Consider the following 25,425-nt stretch of genomic DNA (forward strand, 5'->3'; position numbering starts at 1 on the left):
TTGTTCTCGTCTCAAAAATCATCAATCGTTCGGTTACGCAGCCTTCTCCGGAGCCTTGGCGCCGGGGGCCTTTATGCCCAGAAACATGCTTTTCACCGAAATACCCTCGTCGATGGCGGTCCACCAGATACCCTCGTACATCAATTCGATGTCGTTCAATGCCTTGTCATCAAGTTCGGACAGGAACGGGTACCACCAGATAGGCGTGGCGATGGCGCGACCATCCGCGAGCGCGACGTGAACCTCGCCATCGAGGCACCAAGCGCGAACGGGTCGCATATCGTCGGTCTCAAAGGCCAAAGAATTCATTCCACGCGCCTATCCATTCGTCCCGGTGCTCGGAGGCTACCTTGAGCAGCCTTGCGATCTCCTGATCACTATACCCTTTGTTCTTCTCGACTTCCAAACTCTTCAACCACACCTTCAGGGACTTGCCATCCTTGACGATATGGACATGCGGTGGTTCGCCGACATCCAAGGCGTAGAACCTGAACCTGTATCCATGCCAGATGAGCAAGGTCGGCATCGTCCGGTCTACGCCGCCTTTTCCGGAGCCCTAGCCTCGGGATACTTCCACCCCGCCAGCATGCCCCGGATCGACAAATCCTCGTCGACGTCAGGCCAGTGAACGCCCGCAAGCGTGAGCTCGACATTGTTGCGCTCGGCCGGCGACGCCGTCAGAAGGCGGGGATACCACCAGAGCGGGGTTTTCACCGCTCGTCCGTCGGCAAGCCGGACGTGAAGATCGTGCGGGTCGCACCAGGCCTCCACAGGCCGCTCGTTATCAGGATACAGACTTGGAGAATTCATTCCATGCCTCCACAAACTGGTCCTTGTGATCTTCGACGACCTCCATGATACGCTTGAGGTCACCCGCGTTAAACCCCTTCGCCTCGACTGGTCGAAGCGAAGGACGGTTGGCATTGGCTTACGCGCTCAACCCGCCGAACAGCGTCGGCATGTCGAGTGGGCGGAAGCCGTAGTGGGTCATCCAGCGGACGTCGGCGTTGAAGAAGTCGCGCAGGTCAGGCATGCCGTATTTCAGCATGGCGATGCGGTCGAGGCCCATGCCCCAGGCAAAGCCCTGGTACTCGTCGGGATCAAGACCACCCGCGCGCAGCACGTTCGGGTGCACCATGCCGCAGCCCAGAATCTCCATCCAGTCGGTGCCTTCGCCGAACTTGACGATCGGGCCGGAGCGGTCGCACTGGATGTCGACCTCGAAGGACGGCTCCGTGAACGGGAAGAAGGACGGGCGGAAGCGCATGGTGACGCTGTCGACCTCGAAGAAGGTCTTGCAGAACTCTTCCAGCACCCAGCGGATGTTGGCGACATTGGCCTTCTTGTCGACGACGAGGCCCTCGACCTGATGGAACATCGGCGAGTGCGTCGCGTCACTGTCCTGGCGGTAGGTCTTGCCGGGGATGATGATGCGGATCGGCGGCTTTTGCGCTTCCATGGTGCGCACCTGCACCGGCGAGGTGTGCGTGCGCAGCACCTTGCGCTCGCCGTTCTCATCCGGGTTGAAGAAGAAGGTGTCGTGCATCTCGCGGGCCGGATGGCCCTCGGGGAAGTTCAGCGCCGTGAAATTGTAATAATCGGTCTCGACGTCAGGACCTTCGGCGATCGAGAAGCCCATGTCGGCGAAGATCGCGGTGATCTCGTCGACGATCTGGCTGATCGGATGGATGCGGCCGCGCTCGGCGGGCGAGGAGCGGACGGGCAGCGAGACGTCGACCGTCTCGGCCTTCAGCCGCGCGTCGATCGCCGCCTTCTTGAGATCGGCCTTGCGGGCGTTGATCGCCTCGGTCACCACCGTCTTCAGCGCGTTGATCTGGGCGCCGCGCGTCTGGCGCTCTTCAGGGGTCATCGAGCCCAGCGTCTTCAGGAGTTCGGAGACCGACCCCTTCTTGCCGAGGGCCGCGACGCGCACGGCTTCGATCGCCGGTTCATCGGCGGCGGCCGCGACATCGGACAGGAGTTGCTTTTCCAGGGTTGCGAGTTCGGTCATCTTTTCCTGCCTTCAGGGCGTCCGGTCTTTGAGGGACACTTCACGAAACATGCTTCAGATAGCTGGTCGCCACGATGAAACGTCGCAGATCACTACCCATGTGGACGCGGCCAATCAACCGGGCAGCCGACAAAAAGCCGCCGAGAAAGCCGGTAAGCTTGCGCAGTTCGGCAACGGCCGCCGGTGGCGCCACCTCGGCCCAGGCCCTGTAGGCCCGGTCGTGGGTTTCGCCGCCGAGCTTGGCGCGGGTCGCGACCTGCAAAAAGAGCAGCCAGATATCGCGCGCCTGGGCGACCTCCAGCGGCATCACCCGGTCCGGCTCCTCCTCGAAATCCATGAAGCCGATGCGGCCGTCCTTCAGGAACATGTCGCGCGGATAGGGCCTGCCGTGGCACAGCCCCTTCGCATGCAGCCGGCCGAGCTCGGCGGCGCAATGGACAAGCATGTCGTCGTGGGCCACCGGGTCGTTGTTCAGCACATGATGGAGCTGGCGATCGACCGTATCGCCGGCATCGCTAAAGACGACGGCGGCGCCCGAGGAATAGATCACGCGCGCGGTCGGCACGTCATGAGAAGAAAACTGGGCGAGGCGACGGATCTCGCGCCCGGCCATGCCCTCGTCGGCCAGAATCGGCGACGGGCGCAGAAACGGCGCGCTGATGAGATTGGCGAGCATGCGCTGCAGCACCATCCAGCGCGAGGCGCGCTCGGTGCCATAGCGCTTGATCCAGACGGCGCCGCCCGACAGAGCGACACGCTCGACGCGCTTGGAACCGCGCAGCAGGGCCGCGATGAGAACGGGCACGTCCTCCTCGCTCAGCCCGCTCCTGGCAAGCAGGTCGCGATCCATCGTCGGATGTCTCACATCGTTCGCCACGTCTTGATCGTTCGCCCCTATAGGCGCTCCCATCCCGGTAAAACGAAGAAACCCGCGCAAGCCTTGCCAGCGCGGGTTTCAAATCATCGAAGCGAAGGTTCGAATAGCGCCGGCTTAGTTGACGGCTGCTTCAAACTCGTTCTTCGTGCCAGCGTCCTTCAGGTACTCGAGCGCCTTCTTGGAGGCAGCAACGAGCGCACCGAATGCTTCCGGCTCATGGATCGCCATGTCGGAGAGAACCTTACGGTCGACTTCGATGCCAGCCTTGTTCAGGCCGTCGATGAAGCGGCCGTAGGTCAGGCCGAATTCGCGGACGGCAGCGTTGATGCGCTGGATCCAGAGGGCGCGGAAGTTACGCTTGTTGACCTTGCGGTCGCGGTAAGCGTACTGCTTCGAACGATCGACAGCAGCCTTGGCGGCGCGGATGGTGTTCTTGCGGCGGCCGTAGAAGCCCTTGGCCTGCTTCAGAACCTTCTTGTGCTTGGCGTGGGCGGTAACGCCTCTCTTTACACGTGCCATATCATGATCTCCTTAATCTATACGTTCGCGGAATAGTCTTAGAGACCGTTCGGCAGGTAATTCTTCACGACCTTGCGGCCATCCGGTTCTGCCAGAACCATGGTGCCACGTGCATCGCGAATGAACTTGTTGGAACGCTTGATCATGCCATGGCGCTTGCCAGCGGCTGCAGCCTTGACCTTGCCGGTCGCGGTGATCTTGAACCGCTTCTTGGCGGAGGACTTCGTCTTCATCTTGGGCATTTTGCTACTCCGTTTCTGATCCCCCCCACCTGGCCTGCAAGAGGCGCGCTTCAAAAGAAGCCTTCTCGCGATCCCGGTTTCCCGGGTGTCGCAACAAGTGCGGGAGCGTTTGTTGTTGATCTGCGGTCACGGTGACGAACCGTGCCGCAAGCATTCGAAACTGCCACGGCATGCCCTGCCGGTCAGTTCGGACGCGCGCTTATAACCGCAGTGTCATGAAAGTGCAACGGGGCACGGGCCGGAATCTTTTCAGCAGCGCATCGCCCCGCCCCTTGGGCGTCGATTGCCCGCCATACCAGGGCGAAAATACAAAAGCCGCCCTCGCGGACGGCTTTGATACGAACGGTGGCGACGCGCCTTATTTCGGCGCGAGCACCATCATCATCTGGCGTCCCTCGAGCTTGGGCTCGGCTTCGACCTTGGCGAGCTCCAGCGTATCGGCCTTGACCTGCTGCAGGAGCTTCATGCCGAGTTCCTGGTGGGCCATTTCGCGGCCGCGGAACTTCAGGGTCACCTTGACCTTGTCGCCTTCCTCGAAGAAGCGGCCCATCGCCTTCATCTTCACGTCATAGTCATGCGTGTCGATGTTCGGACGCATCTTGATTTCTTTGACTTCGACGATTTTCTGCTTCTTGCGCGCCTCGGCCGCCTTCTTCTGGTTGGCGTATTTCAGCTTGCCCAGATCGAGGATCTTGCACACAGGCGGTTCGGCATTGGGGGAAATCTCAACGAGGTCGAGTCCGGCTTCTTCAGCCATTCTCAGGGCCTGGTCGGTCGCCACGACGCCCAAATTCTGTCCTTCAGCATCGATCAGCTGAACCTTGGGAATGCGAATTTCCCTGTTCGAGCGCGGCCCATCCTTCACGGGCGCGTCGGCTTTAAACGGTCTGCGAATGGTCGTATTCTCCTCGCGTTGTTTCGGATTGCTGCAGCGGATCGCCTCTATATAAGGAGGACGACCGTGTTTCGCCATCGCTGCAACGAAGTCATTAGCACGCTTTAGCGGAAAAATCACCTGCTGTCAGCCTGTCAAGAATCTGTTTTATAGGCTGAAACAAAGGAGTTCCGCCATGTCCGACGCCAATATCGCCCCGCAGCACCAATTTCTGACCGTCGGCGAGGGATCGGCGGCGCGGGAGATCGCCTATATCGCCCGCCCTGCTGCCGGCGACAAAGCGGGCCCGACGCTGGTCTGGTTATCCGGATATCGATCCGACATGAGCGGCAGCAAGGCCGTCGAGCTCGACCGGATGGCCGCCGAGAACGGGCTTGCCTGCATCCGCCTCGATTATTCCGGCCACGGCCTGTCCGGCGGCGAATTCCGCGACGGCACGATCTCGCGCTGGCTCGAGGAGGCGATGGCCGTCGTTTCCCATCTCGAGCCGGAACGCATCATCCTCGTCGGCTCCTCGATGGGCGGCTGGATCGCGCTCAGGCTGGCGCAGGAATTGGCGGCGAGAACCGGCGCGCCAAAACTCGACGGGATGGTGCTGATCGCGCCGGCGCCCGATTTCACGCAGGTATTGATCGAGCCGAACCTCACCGAGAAGGAGAAGACCTCGCTTGCCGAGCGCGGCTTCTTCGAGGAGCCTTCGGAATACAGCCCGGAACCCAACATCTATACCCGCGCGCTGATCGAGGACGGTCGAAACAACCGGGTTTTGAGTGGGATGATCGAGACCGGATGCCCGGTTCACATCCTGCAGGGGATGAAGGACCCCGACGTGCCCTTCAGTCACGCAATGACGCTGATCGAGCATCTTCCAGCCGACGACGTGGTGCTGACATTTATTCGTGATGGCGACCACCGCCTGTCGCGCCCACAGGACATCGAGCGCATGCTTTCGGCGGTGAAATCGCTCGTCCGCTGAGGCCCGAACCGGAAACCGCATCGACTGACCTGAGAATATCGATTTGTTTCAACAATTTGTCGAAAACACGCCACGCCGGGCGAGCGCGCCCGGCGCGCGGCACTGTGCCAAATCCTAACGCATTTTAACCATGTTCACCGCTTCCCGCCCCCTCGCCAGAAGTAGTGATTGACTCCGAGCGGCCGCCTCCATTAACTTTTTGTTAATAAATATGGGGCGATGCAAGGGACAGCGGGCGTGCGTATCAAGGGTTTGCTCTTGGCCATGATGGCCTTGTTTGCGATGTCGAGCGCGGCGATGCCGGCAGCGACCAACACACTCTGGATGGAGACCGGCCAGGCGACATCGCAGCCGATCGGCCATTACGAATTCTGCCAGTCGCATGGCAACGAGTGCGGGCCGAACCGCAATGTCGGCCCGATGGAGATGACCGACGCCAAGTGGGCGCTGGTGCGCGCCATCAATACCAGCGTCAACACCACGATCGCTCCGATGACCGACAAGGACATCTACGGCAAGGAAGAAGTCTGGGCGTATCCGACGACCGCCGGCGATTGCGAGGACTATGCGCTGCTGAAGCGCCGCATCCTGATCCAGCGCGGCTTTTCTCCCTCAAATCTGCTGATGACCGTGCTTCGCAAGCCCGATGGCGAAGGCCATGCGGTGCTGACGCTGCGCACGACGAAGGGCGACTTCGTGCTCGACAATCTCGCCGCGACGGTGAAGCCTTGGTACGACGCCCCCTACTCCTTCATCAAGCGCCAGTCGAGCGCCAATGCCGGCCGTTGGGTCACCATCGAGAACGGCCGCGACGTGCTGGTCGGCGCGCTGCGCTAGACCAGGATTTTCGGAGACCGAAATGTTCGATGGCCGGCGCGATGCCGGCCATTTTCGTTTCCGCGTCAGCCGCTGCCGATCAAGATGCCCGCGCCCAGCACCAGTCCGCCGCCGACGACGACCTGGAGGGCGGCGCGCAGGAACGGGGTTTCCATGAAGCGGTTTTGGATGAAGGCGATTGCCCAGAGCTCGAAAATGGCGATGATGACCGCCAGCGTGGTCGCCGTCCAGAAATCGGCGATGAGATAGGGCAGCGTGTGGCCGAGGCCGCCGAGCGCCGTCATGACGCCGCAGGACAGGCCGCGCTTCACAGGCGAGCCGCGCCCGGAAATCTTGCCGTCGTCATGCGCCGCCTCGGTGAAGCCCATCGAGATGCCGGCGCCGACGGAGGCCGAGAGGCCGACGAGGAAGGTCTGCCAGGTATCCTGCGTGGCGAAGGCGGCGGCGAAGATCGGCGCGAGCGTCGAGACCGAGCCATCCATCAGGCCGGCGAGGCCCGGCTGCACATAGGTGAGCACGAACTGCCGGCGGCTCTTCAGATCCTCTTCCTTGCGGACGTCTTCCGGCGTGTGCCTGTCGCCGAGCATGCGGGTGATGTCCTCATGCCCCTGCTCGGCAAGGGCGAGGTCGCCGAGCAGTTGCCGCGTGGAGGCATCACCGACGCGGCCGGCCGCCTCGATGTAGAAGCGGTAGGCCTGGTTTTCCATGGCCTCGGCCTCCTGGCGGATCTTCTCCAGCGAAAGGTTGGCGCGCAGCCAGTCCGGCTTGCGCTCGTAGAAGCCTTCGACATGCTCGCGGCGGATCAGCGTGATGCGCTCGCCGAAGCGCTGGCGGTAGAGCGTGATCAGCGAGTTGCGGTGGGTGTTTTCGACGTCCGCCATGTCCTCGAAGACCTTGGCCGACGCGGGATAATCGGCGCGCAGCCTGTCGGCATAGGCGAGATAGATGCGGGCGTCGTCCTCCTCGGAGCCGATGGCGAGCGCCAGGATCTCCTGCTCGGACAGACTGTCGAAGGAACGTTTGGGTGATCTGAAAATTCGTTTCAGCATGATGGCCTCTTTTAGAATAATTCTAAAATAGGCTTCACGGACGTGGTGGTCAAGTCCAAGCTGCCGTCCCGGACGGACGGAATGCCTCATCCATGGCGAGAGAATTTTCAGCGAGAGAGAAAAGCAGCGCCCACTAGTAACCGCGCCACATCCGTAAACTAGCTTTATGTATTTTATGCACGCTCAGGTATATTTCATCTTCTTTAACTAAGAAAACAGCCTAAAAATCAGCCGAAAAGCTGGTTGAAATTTGCAAATCTTGGGTTGAGATATTTAAAAACCTCTGCATAGTGCTCAGACAAAATTAATGAAATGAACGGGAACACTCAAAGTGCCAGATCCGGTGGATATTATTGTCGGCCAGAACGTCCGGACGCTGCGCGCCAAGCGACGCATCTCCCAGCTGGAACTCGGAGAGGCGCTCGGGCTGACGTTTCAGCAGATCCAGAAATATGAAAAGGGCACCAACCGCGTCTCGGCGAGCAAGCTGCATCAGATCGCGGTTTTCCTCGGCGTCGATATTTCGGCGCTGTTCGAGGGTGCCGACACGACGGCGCGGCCGGGCCTCAGCGCCGAGGCCTACGAGCTTGCGGTGACCTACGACAAGCTGCGCTCGCCGGAAGGCCGGGAAGCCGTCAAGACCATCGTGACGCTGATGTCGGGTGACGACGTCTACGCCTGAGATTTTCGGGGCGACGCGACGAGCGACCGCGTAGGGCGGTTATCTAGTGAATATCGCAGTCGTGCAGAGCGACCAGCAGCTGATCCTGCGTCTGATGACCGGCATGATAGAGATCGATCGCGATGCTGGCGATCGACAGACCCTGCTGGCTCAAGAGCTTGATATTGCGCTCGGCGCACCAGGTGTACAGCGCGCCCGCGAGTACATCGACGTCATCAGACTGAAAAGACAAAGCGGCTACCGTCATGGAAGTTGCTCTCGGTGTAATGTGGTGTATTCCCCTTCGAGCATATTGAATATATTCGCGACCGCTGCAAAGCGACTTCGATTGCTTGCGTTAACGCCAATGTTGCGACGGCGCACCCCTGTCTCGAAATGAAGCGCCCGGGCGAACGCACTCTACCTTAGCGTTACTCCGATGCGACGCGGAACCCGTCCTGATGGAAGGTGCAGGCCGCGATGGCGTCGAGCATCGCCTGGAAACGCGGATGCCCGCGCACCGCGTCGAGGTCAGGATCGTGGCTGAACCAGAGGATCTGGTAGCAGGACGACTGCGGCAGCAGTGCTTCGAGGATATCGAGCGCCTGGTCGCATTCGTTGAGCAGGGCGTGGACGCAGGCGACGTTGTACTGCGCGACGATATCGTCGGGGTCGATCAATTGCGCCCGCTTGACCCATTCGCGCGCCTCGTCGAAGCGGCCCATATGGGCGAGCGCCAGCGCGCCGCGATGCGCCGGGCCGGCGTTTTCGGGATGCAGCTCGAGCGCCCGCTCGGCGCGCTCCAGCCCGACCCTGGCCCAGTGCTCATGCTCGCGCGAGAGCCCCAGAGAGCGGCAGGCGCTCGTCAGATGGATCGGCGACAGATAGTCGTCCGGCCGTATCTCGCAGGCGCGGGTGAAGAAGGTGACGGCGCCCTCGAACTTGCCCTGCATGAACAGGAAGCGGGCGTAGTGGAAATTCGCCTCGTAGAGATCGGGCTCCAGCGCCAGCGCCTTTTCGAACTCCACCAGCGCCTCGCCGTCGCGGCCGTCCTGATGCAGCGCCAGGCCGCGCGAGGCATGGGCCTCGGCGAGGTTGGGGTCGAGCGCCAGCGCCTTGGCGGTCAATTCCAGAATGCCCTTCAGCGTGTATTCGCCGGCATGCCAGTCGCGCAGCGTCGATTCGCAATCGGCGATGCCGGCATAGGCCTCGGCGTAATCGGGGTCGAGCGCGACCGCGGTGGCGAACATGCGGCGCGCCATCAGCAGGTAATGCCGGGTCCAGGAGTGCGAGAACTGCCGGCCGCGCAGATAATAGGTGTAGGCCTCGACGTTGGTGGTCGGCTCGGCGGCGATCGCTTCCTGTTCTTCCGGCAAAAGCTTGATCTTCAACTGGTCGACGATCGCGTGGGTGATCTCGTCCTGCACGGCGAAGATATCGGTCAGATCGCGGTCGAAGCGGTCGGCCCAGAGATGGGCGCCGTTGCGCGCGTCGATCAGCTGGCCGGTGATGCGCACCCGCTGGCCGGCCTTGCGCACGCTGCCCTGCAGCACGAAGTGAACGCCGAGCTCGGATGCCGCCTGCTTCACCTGCACGGACTTGCCCTTGTAGGTGAAGGCGGTGTTGCGGGCGACGACGTAGAGATTGGAGATCTTCGACAGATCGGTGATGATGTCCTCGGTGATGCCGTCGGAAAAGTATTCCTGCTCGGGATCGCCGCTCATGTTGGAGAAGGGCAGCACCGCGACCAGCGGCTTCTGCTTCTCCTTGGCCGCGGCGAGTGCCGCCGCGTTGACCCTGAGCGGCAGAGCGCGCTTCGGCGAGATGGCATAGACCTGCACCGGCTGCTCGATGTTCTTCAGCGTGAAGAGGCCGAGATCCTGGAACGACAGATCGAGCCGGCTGCCGACATGATCGCGGGCGGACGCCGAGATCGCCACGCCGCCGGGCGAGCAGATCGCCTCCAGCCTGGCCGCGACGTTGACGCCATCACCGAAGATGTCGTTGTCCTCGACGATGACGTCGCCGAGATGGATGCCCATGCGGAACTCGATGCGGCGCTCTTCCGGCAGCGCCGTGTTGCGGGCCGCCATCGCCTGCTGCACGTCGTTGGCGCAGGACACCGCGTTGACGATGCTGGAGAACTCCACCAGCATGCCGTCGCCGGTGTGCTTGACCACGCGGCCACGCGCATGCGCGATCCTTTGATCGATGACCTCGCCACGGCAGAGCTTGACCGCATCCAAGGTCCCCTGCTCATCGGCACCCATCATTCGGCTGTAGCCGACGATATCCATTGCAAGAATAGCTGCGAGACGGCGTTCCAAATCAACCTCGGCACAGGCTACCAAAGGGAATGCAAGTCTAGAACCTTTTCGAGGCTCAATACAGAAACAATGCTACATATCTAATAAAGGGACTGGCAATAGAATTGTCGAGTCTCTTCGGTAGCAAAAAATATGCTTATCCCTATGCAAAACAGAAAAGCCCGGCTGCGAACAACCGGGCTCTCGAATTTTTACTAGAATATTCAATCAACCCTCGAAGAATTCCTTCATGCGGGCGAAGAAGCCCGTGGATTCGGGATTATTCTCCTTCGACGAGAGCTCCTCGAATTCCTGCAACAGCTCGCGCTGGCGCTTGGAGAGCTTCTGCGGCGTCTCGATCTGGATCTGGATGTAGAGATCGCCGGTCTGGCTGGAGCGCAGCACCGGCATGCCCTTGCCCTTCAGGCGGAACTGCTTGCCGGCCTGGGTGCCCTCGGGAACCGTGACGCGCGACTTGGTGCCGTCGAGCGTCGCCACGTCGAAGGTGCCGCCAAGCGCCGCCGTCGTCATCGAGATCGGGATGGCGCAATAGAGATCGGCGCCATCGCGCTGATAGAATTCGTGCGGCCTGACCGACAGGAAGATATAGAGATCGCCCGCCGGGCCGCCGCGCATGCCGGCCTCGCCCTCGCCCTGCAGGCGGATGCGGGTGCCGTCCTCGATGCCGGCGGGAATGTTGACCGAGAGCGAGCGCTCCTCGGTGACGCGGCCCTGGCCGTGGCACTTGCCGCAGGGATCGGGAATGATCTGGCCGCGACCATGGCAGGTCGGGCAGGTGCGCTCGACGGAGAAGAAGCCCTGCGCGGCGCGCACGCGGCCGGAGCCCTGGCAGGTGCCGCAGGTCTTGGGCTGGGTGCCGGGCTTGGCGCCCGAGCCGGAACAGACGTCGCAGGTGATCGAGGTCGGAACCCTGATCTGCGCCGTCTTGCCGGCGAAGGATTCCTCCAGCGAAATTTCCATGTTGTAGCGAAGATCGGCGCCGCGTTCGCGACCGCCCGACGAGCGCTGCCTTGCGCGGCCGCCGCCCATCATCTCGCCGAAGATGTCCTCGAAGATATCGGAGAAGCCGCCGCCGGCGAAACCGCCGCCACCGCCGCCCATGCCACCATGCTCGAAGGCCGCGTGACCGTAGCGGTCATAGGCCGCGCGCTTCTGCGGGTCCTTCAGCGTCTCGTAGGCTTCGTTGATTTCCTTGAACTTGTGCTCGGCGGTATGATCACCGGGATTCTTGTCCGGATGGTATTTCATCGCCAGTTTGCGGAAAGCGCTTTTCAGCTCTTTTTCGTCAACCGTCTTGGCGACACCCAGCGTTTCGTAAAAATCGGCTTTTGCCATTAAGGATCAGACCCCGGAAATGGATTTCCGGCTGCCATGGTGAGCAGCCGGAATGTCAGTTTCAAACGTGACCGCCGCGAGCCGCTTACGCGGACTTCTTGCGGTCGTCGTCCTTGACTTCTTCGTAGTCGGCATCGACGACATTGTCGTCGCCGGCTTCGGCCGAAGCGTCGCCCGCACCGGCTTCCGCCTGCTGGGCTTCGTAGATCGCCTGACCGAGCTTCATGGAGACTTCCATGAGGGTCTGGGTCTTCGCCTTGATGTCTTCCGCGTCCGGCTCGGTTGCCTCGACGGAGGTCTTCAGGGCGGCGATCGCGTCGGAGATCGCGGTGCGATCGGCTTCGGTGACCTTATCGCCGTAATCCTTCAGCGACTTCTCGCTGGAATGGATCAGGCTTTCAGCCTGGTTCTTGGCTTCCACGCCTTCGCGACGCTTCTTGTCGGCTTCGGCATTGGCTTCGGCGTCCTTGACCATCTTCTCGATGTCGGCGTCGGAGAGACCACCGGAGGCCTGGATGCGGATCTGCTGTTCCTTGCCGGTGCCCTTGTCCTTGGCCGAAACCTGCACGATGCCGTTGGCGTCGATATCGAAGGTGACTTCGATCTGCGGAACGCCACGCGGTGCCGGAGGCAGGCCAACGAGGTCGAACTGGCCGAGCAGCTTGTTGTCCTGGGCCATTTCGCGCTCGCCCTGCGACACGCGGATGGTGACGGCCTGCTGGTTGTCGTCTGCGGTCGAGAAGGTCTGGCTCTTCTTCGTCGGGATCGTGGTGTTACGCTCGATCAGACGGGTGAAGACGCCACCCAGCGTTTCGATGCCGAGGGACAGCGGCGTTACGTCGAGAAGCAGGACGTCCTTGACGTCGCCCTGGAGAACGCCGGCCTGGATGGCGGCGCCGAGGGCCACGACTTCATCCGGGTTGACGCCCTTGTGCGGCTCCTTGCCGAACAGCTGCTTGACGACTTCCTGCACCTTCGGCATGCGGCTCATGCCGCCGACCAGAACGACTTCGTCGATCTCGGCGGGGGTGACACCGGCATCCTTGAGGGCTGCCTTACACGGCGCGATGGTGCGCTGGACGAGATCGTCGACCAGGCTTTCGAGCTTGGCGCGGGTCAGCTTCAGTGTCAGGTGCTTCGGACCGGTCGCATCGGCCGTGATGAACGGCAGGTTGATTTCGGTCTGCTGCGAAGAGGAGAGTTCGATCTTGGCTTTTTCGGCAGCTTCCTTGAGGCGCTGCAGAGCAAGCTTGTCGCCCTTCAGATCGATGCCGTTGTCCTTCTTGAACTCGGCAACGAGGTATTCGACGAGACGCATGTCGAAGTCTTCACCGCCGAGGAAGGTATCGCCGTTGGTGGACTTCACTTCGAAGACGCCGTCGCCGATCTCGAGGATCGAGATATCGAAGGTACCGCCACCCAAGTCGTAAACGGCGATGGTCTTGCCGTCCTTCTTGTCGAGACCGTAAGCCAGCGCTGCCGCCGTCGGCTCGTTGATGATGCGCAGAACTTCGAGGCCAGCGATACGGCCGGCATCCTTGGTTGCCTGGCGCTGTGCGTCGTTGAAGTATGCGGGAACGGTGATGACGGCCTTTTCGACCTTTTCACCGAGATAGGATTCAGCGGTTTCCTTCATCTTCTGAAGGATCATCGCGGAGATCTGGGCAGGCGAATAGCCGGTGCCGCGGGCCTTGACCCATGCGTCGCCATTGTCGCCCTTGGTGATCTCGAAGGGAACGAGAGCCTTGTCCTTTTCAACCGTCGGATCGTCGTAGCGGCGGCCGATGAGGCGCTTCACTGCGAACAGCGTGTCCGTGGGGTTGGTGACTGCCTGGCGCTTGGCCGGCTGACCGACGAGGCGCTCGCCATCTTCGGAAAATGCAACGATCGAAGGCGTGGTGCGCGCACCTTCGGCGTTCTCGATGACCTTTGCGTCCTTGCCGTCCATGACAGCGACGCAGGAATTTGTCGTTCCGAGGTCGATACCAATTACTTTTGCCATGTCATTTACTCCTTGAAGCAAGCTGTCTGAACCCCGGGAAGGCATTTCGATGACAGCCCCTTACGGGATGGGTCTCTACGTTTGACGCAATCGTGATTGCGGTGATGCGGCGTATATAAGGACGGGTTTTCGCGACTGCAAGGCGGGAAATGTCCTGAAAACCAGCAAAAGAAGCCAACGGCAATTAATTTTCACCGTCCGCCTCGGGGCACGTTTTTTGTTGCGCGGCGAAGCGTTTATTGCCCCATGATCAGGTCGAGAAGCGTGGTGCGGCGCGGCTGGTATTCCTGGCGCGGCGGGCCACCGCCGACGTCGCCCGGCGGCAGCGCGTTGCCATAGCCGTAACGGCCGTCCTCGGCGACATCGGCGGGCGGTACGGGACCATCATAAACGGGTGCCTGCTCTTGGCCGCCACGGCGCACCGGCGCCTGCGGATACTCTTCCTGCCTGTAGCGCGGCCGCCCCTCTTCGGAGCCGCCGAACACGCCCGAAATGATGCTGCCGATGGTGCTCCGTTCCTCGACCGGCGGCTGCATGCCACCCGTCGCGCCGGTCATGTCGCCGCCCTGCATGCCACCCTGCATACCGTCAGCCTGCATGTTTCCGGGCATGTTTCCTTGCATGTTTCCGGGCATATTCGGATCGGCGGAGGCCATCGGCTGGCCGTTGTCCATCTGAGGCGCCGGATTGATGAACTGGCCGTTGCCGAAGAGCGGTGCCGGCGACAGGCCCTTGTGGGCTGCGACCATGAATTCCTGCCACGCCTTGGCGGGAAGGCCGCCGCCGGTGACCTTCTTCATCGGCTTGCCGTCGTCGTTGCCGAACCAGACGCCCGTCGTCAGGTTGCTGGTGAAGCCGACGAAGACCGCGTCGCGGGAGTTCTGCGTCGTGCCGGTCTTGCCGGCCGCCTGCCAGCCGGGAAGCCTGGCGCTGCGGCCGGTGCCCTGGTCGATGACGCCCATCATCATGGCGTTCATGTTGGCGGCAATGGTTTCGGAGAGCACGCGCGGCGGGTTGTCGTACGTGTTTTCGTAGAGCACCTTGCTGCCATCGGCGGTGGTGACGCGGCGGATGACGTGCGGCGTCGCCTTGTAGCCGCCATTCATGAAGGCGGCGTAGGCGCCGGTGATCTCGGTGAGCGAGACTTCCGACGTGCCAAGCGCGATCGAGGCGTTGGGCTGCATGTCGGACTGGATGCCGAGGCGGCGGGCGAGCTTGATAACCTCATCGGGGCCGTCATACATGACGAGCTGGGCGGCCACCGTGTTCAGCGATTTCGCAAGTGCCGTGGCCAGCGTTACCTCGCCATTGTACTTCTTCTCGTAGTTTTCCGGCGTCCAGTCGCCGATGCGAACAGGCGCGTCGTTGACGATGGAAAACGGCGTCAGCCCCTTTTCGAGCGCGGTGGCATAGACGAAGGGCTTGAACGAGGAGCCCGGCTGGCGCTTGGCCTTGACGGCGCGGTTGAACTGGCTTTCGGCATAGTCGCGGCCGCCGACCAGCGCGCGGATCGCGCCGGTGCCGTCGATCGAGACGAGCGCCGCCTGCGAGGCGTCGAGCTTGGCGCCTTCCTTGCCGAGCACATCGGCGATCGACTGTTCGGCGCGTTTTTCCAGCGTCTTGTCGATGGTGGTGTCGACGATGATGTCTTCCTTGACGTCGCCGATCAGCGCCGGCAGCTCGTCCATGACCATGTCGGCCACATACTGGCCGGCACCGTCCCAGTAGCGCTTGGCCTTGGCCGGGGTCTGCGACATCGCGGTCTTGACCTCGTCCTCCGAGATCATGCCCTGATCACGCATGGCCTGCAGCACCACCTGGGCGCGGTCGTTGGCGGCCTGCGGATCGCGCGCCGGCGACAGACGCGACGGCGCCTTGACGAGACCGGCAAGCAGGGCCGCCTCCCCGAGGTTCAGGTCGCGCGCCGACTTGTTGAAATAGCGCCGCGAGGCGGCCTCGACACCATAGGCGTTCGAGCCGAAGAAGACGCGGTTGAGATACATCGCAAGGATCTGCTCCTTGGTGTATTTCTGCTCCAGCCAGAAGGCGAGCAGCACTTCCTGGACCTTGCGCTCCAGCGTGCGGTCGGGCGAGAGAAACAGGTTCTTGGCGAGCTGCTGCGTCAGCGTCGAGCCGCCCTGCACCATCTGGCGGGAGGTCAGATTGGTGACGACCGCGCGGGCAAGGCCGAGCGGATCAACGCCGAAATGCGAATAGAAGCGCCGGTCCTCGATGGCGACGATCGCCTTCGGGAGATAGGGCGACATGTCTTCCAGCGCCAGCGCCTCGCCACCCGTCGTGCCGCGATTGGCGATGACGCTGCCATCGACCGCGGTGATCTTGACGTTGGGCGGACGGGCGGGAATTTCCCAGCTGCTGGCGCTCGGCATGCGCGAGCCATAGTAAACGACCAGCCCGGTCACGCCGATGCCGGCCCAGATGCCGAGCACGATGCACCAGTAGAGCATGCGACGGACGAGACCGAAGACGCCGAGGCCCTCGCGCTCCGGCCGCCGACGCTTGCCACCATTGCCACCACCACCGCCCGAGCGGCGGCGCGGCGGCTCGCGGTAGCGCGGCTCGTCGTCGTAATCGTCGTCATAGCGGGCGGAATCGGGTTCGCGCCGCGAGGGCGGATCGCGGCGCTCGGATCTCGAGGCGCTGGACTTGGGCGCGGCGCGCTTGGCGGGGCGTCCGCCGCCGGCGACGCGGTCATCGGCGCCGAGCGAAAAATCGTCGCCATCGTCGCGGCGCTCGCGGCCGCTGAAGGATGGTTCGATTCTATCGCCTGATCTGCCCCTGCCCGCCATTTACGCCCGCTGAACCTCGCTTCAATCGCAAACCGAGGTTTGCCCCAAACAGACGGCCATGGCCCAAGCCGGATGACCGTGGCGACCGCATCACGCTGGTCGCATCCTTACCCGGTTGAACTTTAAATGCGGCGATTTAAGGGGGAGTTAAGGCCTCGTTAGCCAAAGGCAAAAGCTTTTGCGGGCAGCGTTTTCCCGGCTTGAGGCCGGGCCTTTCCGTCCGCCGCAATAATGCCTTGGTTGGTTCAGCTTCCATTCACCCGAACGGCCCTCTAATCCACATGCAAGGGACTTGCATAAGGAATGAGGTGCAGAGATGCGCAAGACAATTATCGCGATCGCGGTCGCCCTGGTCGGACTTGGTACCACGGTTGCCGAAGCCATGCCCACGGGCGCCGTGCCAAGCGGCGCGACCAACAATGTCGTCAAGGTCGATTACGCCTGCGGCCGTGGCTTTCACGTCACCCCGTGGGGTGAGTGCCGGCCGAACTGGCGCCGCCCGCCGCCACCCCGCTACGAACGCCGCTACCAGCGTGACTACGGCTGGGGCCACCGCCCGCAGCAGCGTTACGGCTGGCGCGACGATCGCGGCTACCGCCCGCCCCCGCCCTGGGCCCGCGACGGCTATCGCTACCGCTACTGACCGGCGGCACGACATATCTCCGAAGGCCCGCACGTCGCGGGCCTTTTTCGTATGGACGAGCCGATGGCACCCGGAGAAAAGACAACTTCCGGATTGCAGCGCGGAACCATTTGCGCTTTCGCCCATTTCCTACCAAGCGAGGCAACACGCCTCGCGGCAGATCGGCCGTCTCCCCTCAACACGAGCCGATCGAATTCAGGCCCGGCGTCTCTCAGGAGCGTCGGGCTTTTCCATGCCTCAAGATGCGTGAAAGCAGAAAGGGCGACCTTTCGATCGCCCTTGCCATCATCGCTGACGGCTCATTGCCGCCGGTTCACTATTGGGGATTCTGACCGCAGTTCGGATCACCCGGCTGGCACACCGGCGGGCGGCGATCCTGGTCGCGGCGACGGTCGGGACCGCGATCGAAGCCCGGCTGTCCGGGCTGACCGGGCTGACCGGCCTGGCCGCCCTGTCCTCCCTGGCCCCCGTGACCGCCCTCGCCACGCCGGCCGGGCTGGCCTGGTTGGCCCGGCTGTCCGGGCATGCCGGCGCGGCCGTCGAACCGCGGCGGACGACCGTCATTGTCCTGACGAGGATCTTGGCGGGGATCGGGGCCGCGACCGAAGTCCGGTCCGCGACCGGGACCACGGTCGAAATCGGGCTGGCGACCCGGACCGGCATCGAAGCCAGGGCGCGGGCGGTTGTTGTCGAAGCCGGGACGCGGACGGTCATTGTCGAAGCCCGGGCGTGGCCGATCATTGTCGTAGCCGGGGCGCGGGCGGCCGTTGTTGTAACCGGGATTGCCGAATTCCGGGCCGGGCGGCGGGCGCACGGCGGCCGGGCGGTCATAGACCGGATTGCGGCGCCAGCGTTCGCGCTGACCGTAGAAGGATCGATCGCGGTAGTAGCGATCCCAGTAATTGCCGACGCTGAAGACCACCGTCGGGATACCGAGCGGACGATAATATTGCGGATCGACATAGACGCGGCGCTGCTGATAGAGCGCCTGCACGTAGCGGCCGGCGACCCAGCCGCGACCGTTGTAGAACTCGACATCGCACCAGGGCACATCGGCAAGGCAGCCATAAATCTGCACGGATTCGCCGGCGGGAATGACGGTCACGGCGGGATATTGCGTGCTCGGGCCGGCGCGCATGTTGACGTTGGCGGTCGCGAAGCCTTCGGCGGCCTGAGCGGCGACCGGGGCCAGCAGCAAGGCCGCGACGGCGGTTATCTTCATCAGTGTGGTCTTCACGCTTGCACTCCCTAGATAGAGCGGCCGAAACGCCGTTCCTCGAAAACTTCCGGGCTCATCACCTTCTCAGGACAACAGTGAACAGCTTCCCGGCCAAAGTTTGGCGAGAGTGATTCAACTTTTGTTTCAATGACTTATAGCAGGCACGGATGAACGCAGCTTGAACGGCTCGAGAGGCGAGGCCTTGAAATGCGGCGGCGGGATCACGATATCCCGGTCATCGGATGCAGTCGTCGATCACCAAGCCGCACCATGGAGCGCATGGAGAACCGACCTGCCTATCGCGAGATTATCGTTAACGCTCCGTTAACCTTTCGCGGGCAGTCTGGCTGCAATATTCGCTTTCACCTTGACCACGGATGTACTGGCACTGATGCGAAGCGAATGACGAAAGGCCGGTTTCAACCCGGCCTTTTTGTTCCTCTGGCGCCCCGATCCTAAGAAAATCGGTGCGCCTTTTTCATTTCATCGACGCAGATTACGCCGCCAGCGCTTCCATGATGCGGATCCAGGAGCGGATGCCCTTGTGATAGGACGTCAGCTCGTACTTTTCGTTGGGCGAATGGATGCGGTCGTCGCTGAGGCCGAAGCCGACGAGCAGCGATTCCATGCCGAGCATGTTCTGGAAGTCGCCGACGATCGGGATCGAGCCGCCCATGCCGATGACGACGGCGGGCTTCGGCCATTCGTCTGAAAGCGCCGTCTTCGCCTTGGTGAGCACAGGCAGATCGTAGGACAGGTGGATGGCCGGCGAACCGCCATGCGGGTGGAACTCGACCGAGCAATCGGCGGGCAGCCTGGAGCGCACATAGGCGCGGAAGCTGTCGCGGATGGCGTCCGGGTCCTGCGTGCCGACGAGGCGGAAGGAAATCTTGGCCGACGCCTTGGCGGCGATCACGGTCTTGAAGCCCTCGCCGGTATAGCCGCCCCAGATGCCGTTGACCTCGGCCGTCGGGCGGGCCCAGGTGAGCTCCAGCACCGAGCGACCCTTCTCACCCGAGGGAACCGACAGGCCGACTTCGCCGAGAAAGCCCTCGGTGGTGAGGCCGAGCGTTTCCCAGGACGCCTTGATGTTCGCGGGGGTCTCCTCGACGCCGTTGTAGAACCCATCCAGCGTGATGCGGCCGGTGTCGTCGTGCAGGCCGGCGAGGATCCTGGTCAGGATATGGATCGGGTTGGCGGCCGCACCGCCGAAGAGGCCCGAATGCAGATCGCGGTCGGCGGCGGTGACGACCACCTCTTCGCCGACGAGGCCGCGGAGCGCAGCGGCGATCGCCGGCGTGTCGCGGTCCCACATGCTGGTATCGCAGACCAGCGCGTAATCGGCCTTCAGCTCGGCGGCATTGGCCTCGAGGAAGGGTTTCAGCGATGGTGAGCCGGATTCCTCCTCGCCCTCGAACAGGATCGTCACGCGCACGGGAAGCGCGCCGTTGATGTCCTTGTAGGCGCGGCAGGCTTCGACGAAGGTCATCAGCTGGCCCTTGTCGTCGGCGGTGCCGCGACCGGTCAGGATCTTGCGGCCGCCGGCTGCTTCCTGCACGGAGGGCTCGAAGGGATCGTTGTCCCAGAGCTCGATCGGATCGACCGGCTGCACGTCGTAGTGGCCGTAGAAGAGCACATGTGGGGCCGACGGCGCGGCGCCGTCGTGATGGGCGACGACCATGGGGTGACCGGGGGTTGTGCGCACCGAGGCGTCGAAACCGATGTCGCGGAGATAATCCACCAGCCACTCGGCCGCCTTGCGGCAATCATCCTTGTAGGCGGGATCGGTCGAGATCGACTTGATCCGCAACAGCTCGAACAGCTTGTCGAGGCTCGAGGGCAAATTCTGGTCCGCGCGCGCGAGAACCGGCATCAGGTCAGGCATTTCCGACTCCTTCTTCAAATTTTTGCCGGACGATAGACCAAAGCCGGTCCGCTTTCGAGTTGAAAAAGCGAGGCCGGGGCATGTGCGCGACTGTGCGAAAACGCACGCTGAACGCGGGGAGAATCCTCAATTTGCAATTTACGGTTATTTAAGAAGACGCTTGATAACCTTCGGCAATTGGTGCCTGGAGGTGGCTGATGTTTACCGTGATCGCCTGTATTCGCGACAATCATGACTGGCGGCTGATCATCGCCGCCGTCGTTATCTGCCTCATCGGCAACCTCACCGGCATGCTGCTTCTCTTTCGGGCCCAGCAATGCGACCGCGCCCAGCAGCGCAACTGGATCATGGCCTCGGCATTCGCCATCGGCGTCGGCATATGGGCGACGCATTTCATCGCCATGCTGGCCTATGACAGCGGCTATGCGATCGCCTACGGGCTGGGGCTGACCACGCTCTCGGTCGTGATCGCCATCGGCGTGTCCTATCTGGCACTGCTCGTCGCCACCGAAGGCGCCAGCCGTTTCGCCGTCGCGCTCGGCGGCGTGCTCATGGCGCTCGGGATCACCGCCATGCATATCACCGGCATGCAGGCGGTCGAGGGCCAGGTCGACATTCGCTTCAACGCCATGGCGACGCTGTCGGCGCTTGCGATCGGCGCGGCGCTCGCCGGCGTGGCCTTCCTGATCTTCCGCTCGCTCTCCGGCGCCAAGCGCGTGCTGTTGTCGGCGGCGTCGATGGTGCTGGCGATCGCCATCATTCACTTCGTGTCGATGAGCTACATCACCCTGATCCCTGAGCCTGGACGGCAGGTGACGGCGGCGATCGTCGAGCCGAGGACGCTGGCGGCCATCGTCATGGCGGTCTCGACGGCGCTCATCCTGGCTTCGCTCGGCACGGTTTTCCTGGCGAGCCACCTGACCGACCTGAAGGGCCTGGCGAACGCCACGATGGAGGGGCTGCTGGTGATCTACGAGGGAACGATCCTCGACGCCAACGAGCGCTTTCTGGAGATGTCCGGCTGGCAGCTCGGCGAATTGCGCGGCCGCAAACCGGACTTCCTGCTGCTGCCTGCGGGCGGACTGGCATCCGGCACGCATCACGAAACGCTGCTGACCACCCATGGCGAGACCGAACTGCCGGTCGAACTGATGGCGCGGCGGATGATCTATCGCGGCCGCAGCTGCGATATCCTGGCGGTGCGCGACCTGACGGAGCGCAAGCGCGCCGAGCAGATGATCGAGCATCTGGCCCAGCATGACGTGCTGACCGGCCTTCCGAACCGCTCTCTCTTCGACACGCGTCTCAGACAGGCGATCCAGGTGGCGCAGCGCAAGCACGCGCAGGCGGCCGTCTTCTATCTCGACCTCGATCGCTTCAAGGCCGTCAACGACCTGTTCGGCCATGCCGAGGGCGACCGTCTTCTGTGCAAGGTCTCCTCGATCCTGCAGCGCGTGGCCGACGACAGCGCCACCATCGCGCGGCTTGGCGGCGACGAGTTCGCGATCATCCAGAGCGGCAAGCCGCAGCCGGATGGCGCGCGCGACCTCGCCGACGCGATCCTTGCAGGCATCGCCGCCGAAATGGACGTCGCCCGCGATCCGACCGCCGTCGGCGTCAGCATCGGCATCGCGGTCTACCCCGCCGATGGCGATACCGGCGAGCTTCTGTGCATCAATGCCGATACCGCGCTCTACCGCGCCAAGCACGCCGGCCGCGGCAAGGCCTGCTTCTTCGACGCGGAGATGGACGCCGCCGTCAAGGCGCGGCGCGAGATCGAAAACGAGCTGCGCCACGCGATCACCCGCAACCAGCTGTTCGTGAACTACCAGCCGATCCTCGACAGCCGCAGCGGCAGCATCAGCGGCTACGAGGCACTGATGCGCTGGAACCGGCCGGGACATGGAAGCTCCGAGCCCGACGTCTTCATCAGAATAGCCGAGGAGAGCGGCATCATCGTGCAGCTCGGCGAATGGGTGCTGCGCCAGGCCTGCACCGAGGCGGCGCGCTGGCCGCAGCCGCTGACGATCGCCGTCAACGTCTCGCCGGTGCAATTCATGCTGCCCAACCTCTACGACCGGGTGGCCGCCATTCTCGAAGAGACCGGGCTCCTGCCGCAACGGCTCGAGCTGGAGATCACCGAGGCCGCCTTCATCCGCGACCGCAAGGCGACGATCTCGACGCTGATGCGACTGCACCGTCTCGGCGTGCGCATCGTCATGGACGATTTCGGCACCGGCTTTTCCTCGCTCTCCAACCTCAGGGCGCTGCCCTTCGACAAGATCAAGGTCGATCGCAGCTTTACCGGCATCCTCGAACATGACGCGGCCGCCCGCTCGATCGTGCGCGCCATCATTGGGCTGGGCCACAGCCTCGGGATACAGGTGGTGACCGAGGGCGTGGAAACCGAACTGCAACGCCAGATCGTCACCAACGAGGGCTGCGAGCAGATGCAGGGGCTGCTGCTCGGCAAGCCGGACATCGAGCCGAGCGTGAAGATGGCGGCGCGCGAGAGCTATCTGTCTGCACATGAGAAGGCGCAAAAGACGGTGCTGCTTTATCCGCAGGCGATCTCGACGGCGAAATAGTCCGGTCTGTCGCGGGCGGAGACAGGGCCGGAAGACAGACCCGGGCGTTTCGGATAGGCTGTGCCTTCCCGCCGATCTCTCAGACGTTTCGCCGCCGACATGACCGATAATCCCGACGCCCTGCGCAGCATTGATGTTCACGAAAAGCTTGAGATCTTCACGGATGGCTGCTGCGAGCCCGGCTCGCGTGATGGCGGCTGGGGCTTCGCCGTCTATCGCGACGGCGTCGAGATCGCATCCGCTTGCGGCGGCGCAGCCGGCACCGCCAACAATGCGATGGAGGCGACCGCCGTTCTGAAGGCAGCGCAATGGGCCAACATCCATGCAGCGGAGGCGAAGGTGACGATCTGGTCGGATTCGATCCACGTCGTGAAGGGCTGCAACGACTGGCGGCCGATCTGGCGCAACAACGGCTTCAGGAAGATCACCGCCAATAGCCGGCTCAGAAGCCGTGGCATCGCCGATGCCGATGTGTGGAGGGCGATCGACGCGGCGCTGTCGCGATCAACGATGATCACGGTTTCATGGTGCAAGGGCCATGCCGGCACCGAGGGGAACGAACGGGCCGACAGGCTGGCGGACAGCGGGCGGCTGTCGATCGCGTTGAAAGCCCCGCTCACGCGATCGCGATGATCTCCAGCTCCTGACCGCCGGCATCGACCACGTCGCCGACGGCCTTGCCGATCAGCACACGCGCCACCGGCGAGACGTAGGAGATCGATCCGGCCTTCGGATCGGCCTCGTCCTCGCCGACGATGCGATAGATCTGCACGCGCCCGTCCTCGCGCTCGAAGGTGACGAGGCTGCCGAAGGCGACGGTGTCGCTGGACGTAGGCGCGGGCATGAGCTGGGCGGTGCCGAGGCGGGCCGCGAAGTAGCGGGCATCGCGTAACGGCGCGGCACCCTGGCGGCGGCGCTCGTTGATGTCGTCGATCCCCAACGTCGCCTCATAGGCCTCGCGCGCTTGGCTGAGATTGAGCTCCAGCGCCTTCAACCCGGCCTCGGTGACGAGGTTCGGATGCGGCGAGATCGGCCGATCGGGGATCAGCGTTTCCGATGCCGTTTCGAAGCTTTCTTCCTTGGTGAAGGCGACCGCCAATCTCTACTCCATATCGATACCGGGACGTCTTCGTCCCTTGCTTGATCGCAACAGCATATACCGGCGCGGCGGCGAGCGCCAACGCCGGTCGAAATGCGTCGTGTAGTCCCGCTTAGTTCGTCGTGCCGAAGACGACCTCTTCCAGCCATGGATTGGAGAACTTGTGTTCCGGGTCCATGCGTTCGCGCAGGCGGGCGAAGTCGGGGAGCTTCGCGTAGTTCCTGCCGACATGTTGGCGGGTGAAGACCTTGCCCCAGTGCGGCAAGGGCGAGAACGGCGCCAGCGCCTGCTCGATCTCGGCGGCGGCGGCATCGACGGCCGCCTGGTCGCGAACCCAGGTGAAGTGGATCGACAGCGTATCGCGATTAAACTGCGGGCTGAGCCACAGGCTGTCGGCGGCGACGGTGCGGAGTTCGCCCGATTGGACGAGATGCGCGAATTTGGAGCGGATCGACAAGAGCGCCTCGACGGCGGCGGCGCCATGCTTGCGGGGCACGTGGTATTCGGATTGGATCTCGGCGCCGCTGCTCGGCGTGAAACCCATCTTGAAATGCGGCAGCCGGTCCGACCAGCGACCGAAGGCGCCGAGCTGTTCGGTGGCGTTTTCGGCGTCTAGGCCGATGATCGGATGGCGCTTGATGTCGGCATTGACCGCGCCGTGCAGGGCATCGGGATGATTGCCGCTCTTTTCCGTTTCCTTCAGCCAGACGGCACCGGCCTTCTCGCCCCATTGCGTGAAGACGCTGACGCTATAGGCCGCCGCCATGATGGCATCGAGATTGGACAAGAGCGCATCCCAGCTCAGCCCCTCGTAGACGTGCTGCGCGACCTGGAACTCCGGCTGGACATCCAGCGTCACGCGGGTGACGACGCCGAGCGCGCCCAGATGCACGACCATGCCCTCGAAATTCGCGTCGCCGCGCTTCACCTTCACCAAGCTGCCATCGCCGGCGACGAATTCGAGGCCGGAGACCGCCGTCGCCAAGTTGCCGTTGCCGTCGCCCGAGCCATGCGTCGCGGTGGCTATCGCGCCGGCGATCGAAATGTGCGGGAGGGATGCGAGATTGTGGATGGCGAGCTGGTGGCGCTGCAGGAAGAGCGCGAGCTCGCCATAGGTGCAGTGGCCGGCGACCGAGACCTGGCGGCCGTTGCTCTCGACGACGGGATCGATCGGCAGGCGCTCGAGCGACATGGCGGAGCTGCCATCGACGATGGCGTTGAACGAGTGGCGCGAGCCGAGCGTCTTTACCGCCGCCGACCGCGCGACGATCGCGCTGATTTCCTCGCGCGAGGACGGGTAATGGCAGTCCTTGAAACCATAGTGAAAGCTTTCCGCCCAATTGGCGGCAGGCACCTGCGTCATGAAAAAACCTCCTCATTTCACCCTCGGATCCCGGGGGATTGGTAGCATGACGATGGAGGCGGAGACAGAGGAAACCCTCTTCCCCTG

The 25,425-nt window shown here is 63.1% G+C and carries 24 protein-coding genes; 6 read left to right on the forward strand and 18 right to left on the reverse strand.

Annotated elements, in window-relative coordinates; genetic code table 11:
* Positions 1-33: 33 nt before the first annotated feature.
* From P3R82_RS24555 to infC, 8 genes are all read right to left on the reverse strand, one after another.
* The gene (locus tag P3R82_RS24555) at positions 34-309 is read right to left on the reverse strand and encodes a DUF2442 domain-containing protein (RefSeq protein WP_246400259.1); all 276 of its coding nucleotides are present in this window, start codon (positions 307-309) and stop codon (positions 34-36) included.
* Complete coding sequence (locus P3R82_RS24560; protein WP_283195679.1) at positions 290-526, reverse strand: DUF4160 domain-containing protein; 237 nt, start codon at positions 524-526, stop codon at positions 290-292. The genes P3R82_RS24555 and P3R82_RS24560 overlap by 20 nt, the downstream gene beginning before the upstream one ends.
* Positions 527-534: 8 nt before the next feature.
* On the reverse strand, positions 535-810 hold the full coding sequence (locus tag P3R82_RS24565; RefSeq protein ID WP_283195680.1) for a DUF2442 domain-containing protein: 276 nt from the start codon (positions 808-810) through the stop codon (positions 535-537).
* Positions 811-928: 118 nt separating this feature from the next.
* Complete coding sequence (gene pheS, locus P3R82_RS24570) at positions 929-2,011, reverse strand: phenylalanine--tRNA ligase subunit alpha (RefSeq protein WP_112534973.1); 1,083 nt, start codon at positions 2,009-2,011, stop codon at positions 929-931.
* 40 nt (positions 2,012-2,051) lie between these two features.
* The gene (locus P3R82_RS24575) at positions 2,052-2,876 is read right to left on the reverse strand and encodes a serine/threonine protein phosphatase (protein ID WP_283195681.1); all 825 of its coding nucleotides are present in this window, start codon (positions 2,874-2,876) and stop codon (positions 2,052-2,054) included.
* Positions 2,877-3,002: 126 nt separating this feature from the next.
* Positions 3,003-3,407 (reverse strand): 50S ribosomal protein L20, encoded by a 405-nt coding sequence (gene rplT / locus P3R82_RS24580; RefSeq protein ID WP_183902195.1) that lies wholly within the window; start codon positions 3,405-3,407, stop codon positions 3,003-3,005.
* Between the two features lie 38 nt (positions 3,408-3,445).
* Positions 3,446-3,649: a 50S ribosomal protein L35 gene (gene rpmI, locus P3R82_RS24585; RefSeq protein WP_007813308.1), complete on the reverse strand. Its 204-nt coding sequence runs from the start codon at positions 3,647-3,649 to the stop codon at positions 3,446-3,448.
* Between the two features lie 358 nt (positions 3,650-4,007).
* Positions 4,008-4,544 carry a translation initiation factor IF-3 gene (gene infC / locus P3R82_RS24590; RefSeq protein WP_183902223.1) on the reverse strand — a complete coding sequence of 179 codons (537 nt, stop codon included), beginning with the start codon at positions 4,542-4,544 and terminating at the stop codon, positions 4,008-4,010.
* A 175-nt stretch (positions 4,545-4,719) separates the two neighbouring features.
* On the opposite strand from infC, the gene P3R82_RS24595 reads away from it, so the two are divergent.
* Positions 4,720-5,520, forward strand: a complete 801-nt coding sequence (locus P3R82_RS24595; protein WP_283195682.1) for an alpha/beta hydrolase — start codon at positions 4,720-4,722, stop codon at positions 5,518-5,520.
* A 237-nt stretch (positions 5,521-5,757) separates the two neighbouring features.
* Positions 5,758-6,357 carry a transglutaminase-like cysteine peptidase gene (locus P3R82_RS24600; protein ID WP_283195683.1) on the forward strand — a complete coding sequence of 200 codons (600 nt, stop codon included), beginning with the start codon at positions 5,758-5,760 and terminating at the stop codon, positions 6,355-6,357.
* A gap of 65 nt (positions 6,358-6,422) precedes the next feature.
* Here P3R82_RS24600 and mbfA read toward each other — a convergent pair whose 3' ends face one another.
* Positions 6,423-7,406: an iron exporter MbfA gene (gene mbfA / locus P3R82_RS24605; protein WP_283195684.1), complete on the reverse strand. Its 984-nt coding sequence runs from the start codon at positions 7,404-7,406 to the stop codon at positions 6,423-6,425.
* A gap of 331 nt (positions 7,407-7,737) precedes the next feature.
* Between mbfA and P3R82_RS24610 the strand changes: the two genes are divergently transcribed.
* Positions 7,738-8,088: a helix-turn-helix transcriptional regulator gene (locus P3R82_RS24610; RefSeq protein ID WP_183902199.1), complete on the forward strand. Its 351-nt coding sequence runs from the start codon at positions 7,738-7,740 to the stop codon at positions 8,086-8,088.
* 43 nt (positions 8,089-8,131) lie between these two features.
* Here P3R82_RS24610 and P3R82_RS24615 read toward each other — a convergent pair whose 3' ends face one another.
* The 5 genes from P3R82_RS24615 to P3R82_RS24635 form a co-directional block, all read right to left on the reverse strand.
* Positions 8,132-8,335 (reverse strand): hypothetical protein, encoded by a 204-nt coding sequence (locus tag P3R82_RS24615; RefSeq protein WP_283195685.1) that lies wholly within the window; start codon positions 8,333-8,335, stop codon positions 8,132-8,134.
* Positions 8,336-8,498: 163 nt separating this feature from the next.
* On the reverse strand, positions 8,499-10,364 hold the full coding sequence (locus P3R82_RS24620; protein WP_283196419.1) for a tetratricopeptide repeat protein: 1,866 nt from the start codon (positions 10,362-10,364) through the stop codon (positions 8,499-8,501).
* 237 nt (positions 10,365-10,601) lie between these two features.
* Entirely contained in the window at positions 10,602-11,729 is a 1,128-nt protein-coding gene (gene dnaJ / locus P3R82_RS24625; RefSeq protein ID WP_283195686.1) for a molecular chaperone DnaJ, read from the reverse strand.
* Between the two features lie 85 nt (positions 11,730-11,814).
* Positions 11,815-13,731, reverse strand: a complete 1,917-nt coding sequence (gene dnaK / locus P3R82_RS24630) for a molecular chaperone DnaK (protein WP_183902203.1) — start codon at positions 13,729-13,731, stop codon at positions 11,815-11,817.
* Positions 13,732-13,967: 236 nt separating this feature from the next.
* On the reverse strand, positions 13,968-16,541 hold the full coding sequence (locus P3R82_RS24635; protein WP_283195687.1) for a transglycosylase domain-containing protein: 2,574 nt from the start codon (positions 16,539-16,541) through the stop codon (positions 13,968-13,970).
* A gap of 316 nt (positions 16,542-16,857) precedes the next feature.
* On the opposite strand from P3R82_RS24635, the gene P3R82_RS24640 reads away from it, so the two are divergent.
* The gene (locus P3R82_RS24640; RefSeq protein ID WP_283195688.1) at positions 16,858-17,184 is read left to right on the forward strand and encodes a hypothetical protein; all 327 of its coding nucleotides are present in this window, start codon (positions 16,858-16,860) and stop codon (positions 17,182-17,184) included.
* Positions 17,185-17,500: 316 nt separating this feature from the next.
* Here the strand turns inward: P3R82_RS24640 and P3R82_RS24645 are convergent, their stop codons facing one another.
* Positions 17,501-18,421 carry an SH3 domain-containing protein gene (locus P3R82_RS24645; RefSeq protein ID WP_283195689.1) on the reverse strand — a complete coding sequence of 307 codons (921 nt, stop codon included), beginning with the start codon at positions 18,419-18,421 and terminating at the stop codon, positions 17,501-17,503.
* A 478-nt stretch (positions 18,422-18,899) separates the two neighbouring features.
* Positions 18,900-20,288, reverse strand: coding sequence for a dipeptidase (locus P3R82_RS24650; protein ID WP_283195690.1), 1,389 nt, complete (start codon positions 20,286-20,288; stop codon positions 18,900-18,902).
* A gap of 197 nt (positions 20,289-20,485) precedes the next feature.
* On the opposite strand from P3R82_RS24650, the gene P3R82_RS24655 reads away from it, so the two are divergent.
* Positions 20,486-22,876 (forward strand): EAL domain-containing protein, encoded by a 2,391-nt coding sequence (locus P3R82_RS24655; protein WP_283195691.1) that lies wholly within the window; start codon positions 20,486-20,488, stop codon positions 22,874-22,876.
* A gap of 99 nt (positions 22,877-22,975) precedes the next feature.
* Complete coding sequence (locus P3R82_RS24660) at positions 22,976-23,509, forward strand: ribonuclease H (protein WP_283195692.1); 534 nt, start codon at positions 22,976-22,978, stop codon at positions 23,507-23,509.
* On the opposite strand, the gene greA is transcribed toward P3R82_RS24660, so the two are convergent.
* A complete protein-coding gene (gene greA, locus P3R82_RS24665) occupies positions 23,493-23,975 on the reverse strand; it encodes a transcription elongation factor GreA (RefSeq protein ID WP_283195693.1) in 483 nt (160 codons plus the stop codon). The genes P3R82_RS24660 and greA overlap by 17 nt on opposite strands.
* 112 nt (positions 23,976-24,087) lie before the next feature.
* On the reverse strand, positions 24,088-25,338 hold the full coding sequence (locus tag P3R82_RS24670; RefSeq protein ID WP_283195694.1) for a D-arabinono-1,4-lactone oxidase: 1,251 nt from the start codon (positions 25,336-25,338) through the stop codon (positions 24,088-24,090).
* Positions 25,339-25,425 lie beyond the last annotated feature (87 nt).

It is taken from the genome of Rhizobium sp. AN80A (assembly GCF_030053015.1).
Taxonomy (GTDB): domain Bacteria; phylum Pseudomonadota; class Alphaproteobacteria; order Rhizobiales; family Rhizobiaceae; genus Rhizobium; species Rhizobium metallidurans.

Bases quoted from the DNA above. Each gene is read 5' to 3' on its own strand.
- P3R82_RS24555 (WP_246400259.1), bottom strand. From the start codon at position 309: ATGAATTCTTTGGCCTTTGAGACCGACGATATGCGACCCGTTCGCGCT.
- P3R82_RS24560 (WP_283195679.1), bottom strand. From the start codon at position 526: ATGCCGACCTTGCTCATCTGGCATGGATACAGGTTCAGGTTCTACGCC.
- P3R82_RS24565 (WP_283195680.1), bottom strand. From the start codon at position 810: ATGAATTCTCCAAGTCTGTATCCTGATAACGAGCGGCCTGTGGAGGCC.
- pheS (WP_112534973.1), bottom strand. From the start codon at position 2,011: ATGACCGAACTCGCAACCCTGGAAAAGCAACTCCTGTCCGATGTCGCG.
- rplT (WP_183902195.1), bottom strand. From the start codon at position 3,407: ATGGCACGTGTAAAGAGAGGCGTTACCGCCCACGCCAAGCACAAGAAG.
- rpmI (WP_007813308.1), bottom strand. From the start codon at position 3,649: ATGCCCAAGATGAAGACGAAGTCCTCCGCCAAGAAGCGGTTCAAGATC.
- P3R82_RS24595 (WP_283195682.1), top strand. From the start codon at position 4,720: ATGTCCGACGCCAATATCGCCCCGCAGCACCAATTTCTGACCGTCGGC.
- mbfA (WP_283195684.1), bottom strand. From the start codon at position 7,406: ATGCTGAAACGAATTTTCAGATCACCCAAACGTTCCTTCGACAGTCTG.
- P3R82_RS24615 (WP_283195685.1), bottom strand. From the start codon at position 8,335: ATGACGGTAGCCGCTTTGTCTTTTCAGTCTGATGACGTCGATGTACTC.
- P3R82_RS24620 (WP_283196419.1), bottom strand. From the start codon at position 10,364: ATGGATATCGTCGGCTACAGCCGAATGATGGGTGCCGATGAGCAGGGG.
- dnaJ (WP_283195686.1), bottom strand. From the start codon at position 11,729: ATGGCAAAAGCCGATTTTTACGAAACGCTGGGTGTCGCCAAGACGGTT.
- dnaK (WP_183902203.1), bottom strand. From the start codon at position 13,731: ATGGCAAAAGTAATTGGTATCGACCTCGGAACGACAAATTCCTGCGTC.
- P3R82_RS24635 (WP_283195687.1), bottom strand. From the start codon at position 16,541: ATGGCGGGCAGGGGCAGATCAGGCGATAGAATCGAACCATCCTTCAGC.
- P3R82_RS24640 (WP_283195688.1), top strand. From the start codon at position 16,858: ATGCGCAAGACAATTATCGCGATCGCGGTCGCCCTGGTCGGACTTGGT.
- P3R82_RS24650 (WP_283195690.1), bottom strand. From the start codon at position 20,288: ATGCCTGACCTGATGCCGGTTCTCGCGCGCGCGGACCAGAATTTGCCC.
- P3R82_RS24655 (WP_283195691.1), top strand. From the start codon at position 20,486: ATGTTTACCGTGATCGCCTGTATTCGCGACAATCATGACTGGCGGCTG.
- P3R82_RS24660 (WP_283195692.1), top strand. From the start codon at position 22,976: ATGACCGATAATCCCGACGCCCTGCGCAGCATTGATGTTCACGAAAAG.
- P3R82_RS24670 (WP_283195694.1), bottom strand. From the start codon at position 25,338: ATGACGCAGGTGCCTGCCGCCAATTGGGCGGAAAGCTTTCACTATGGT.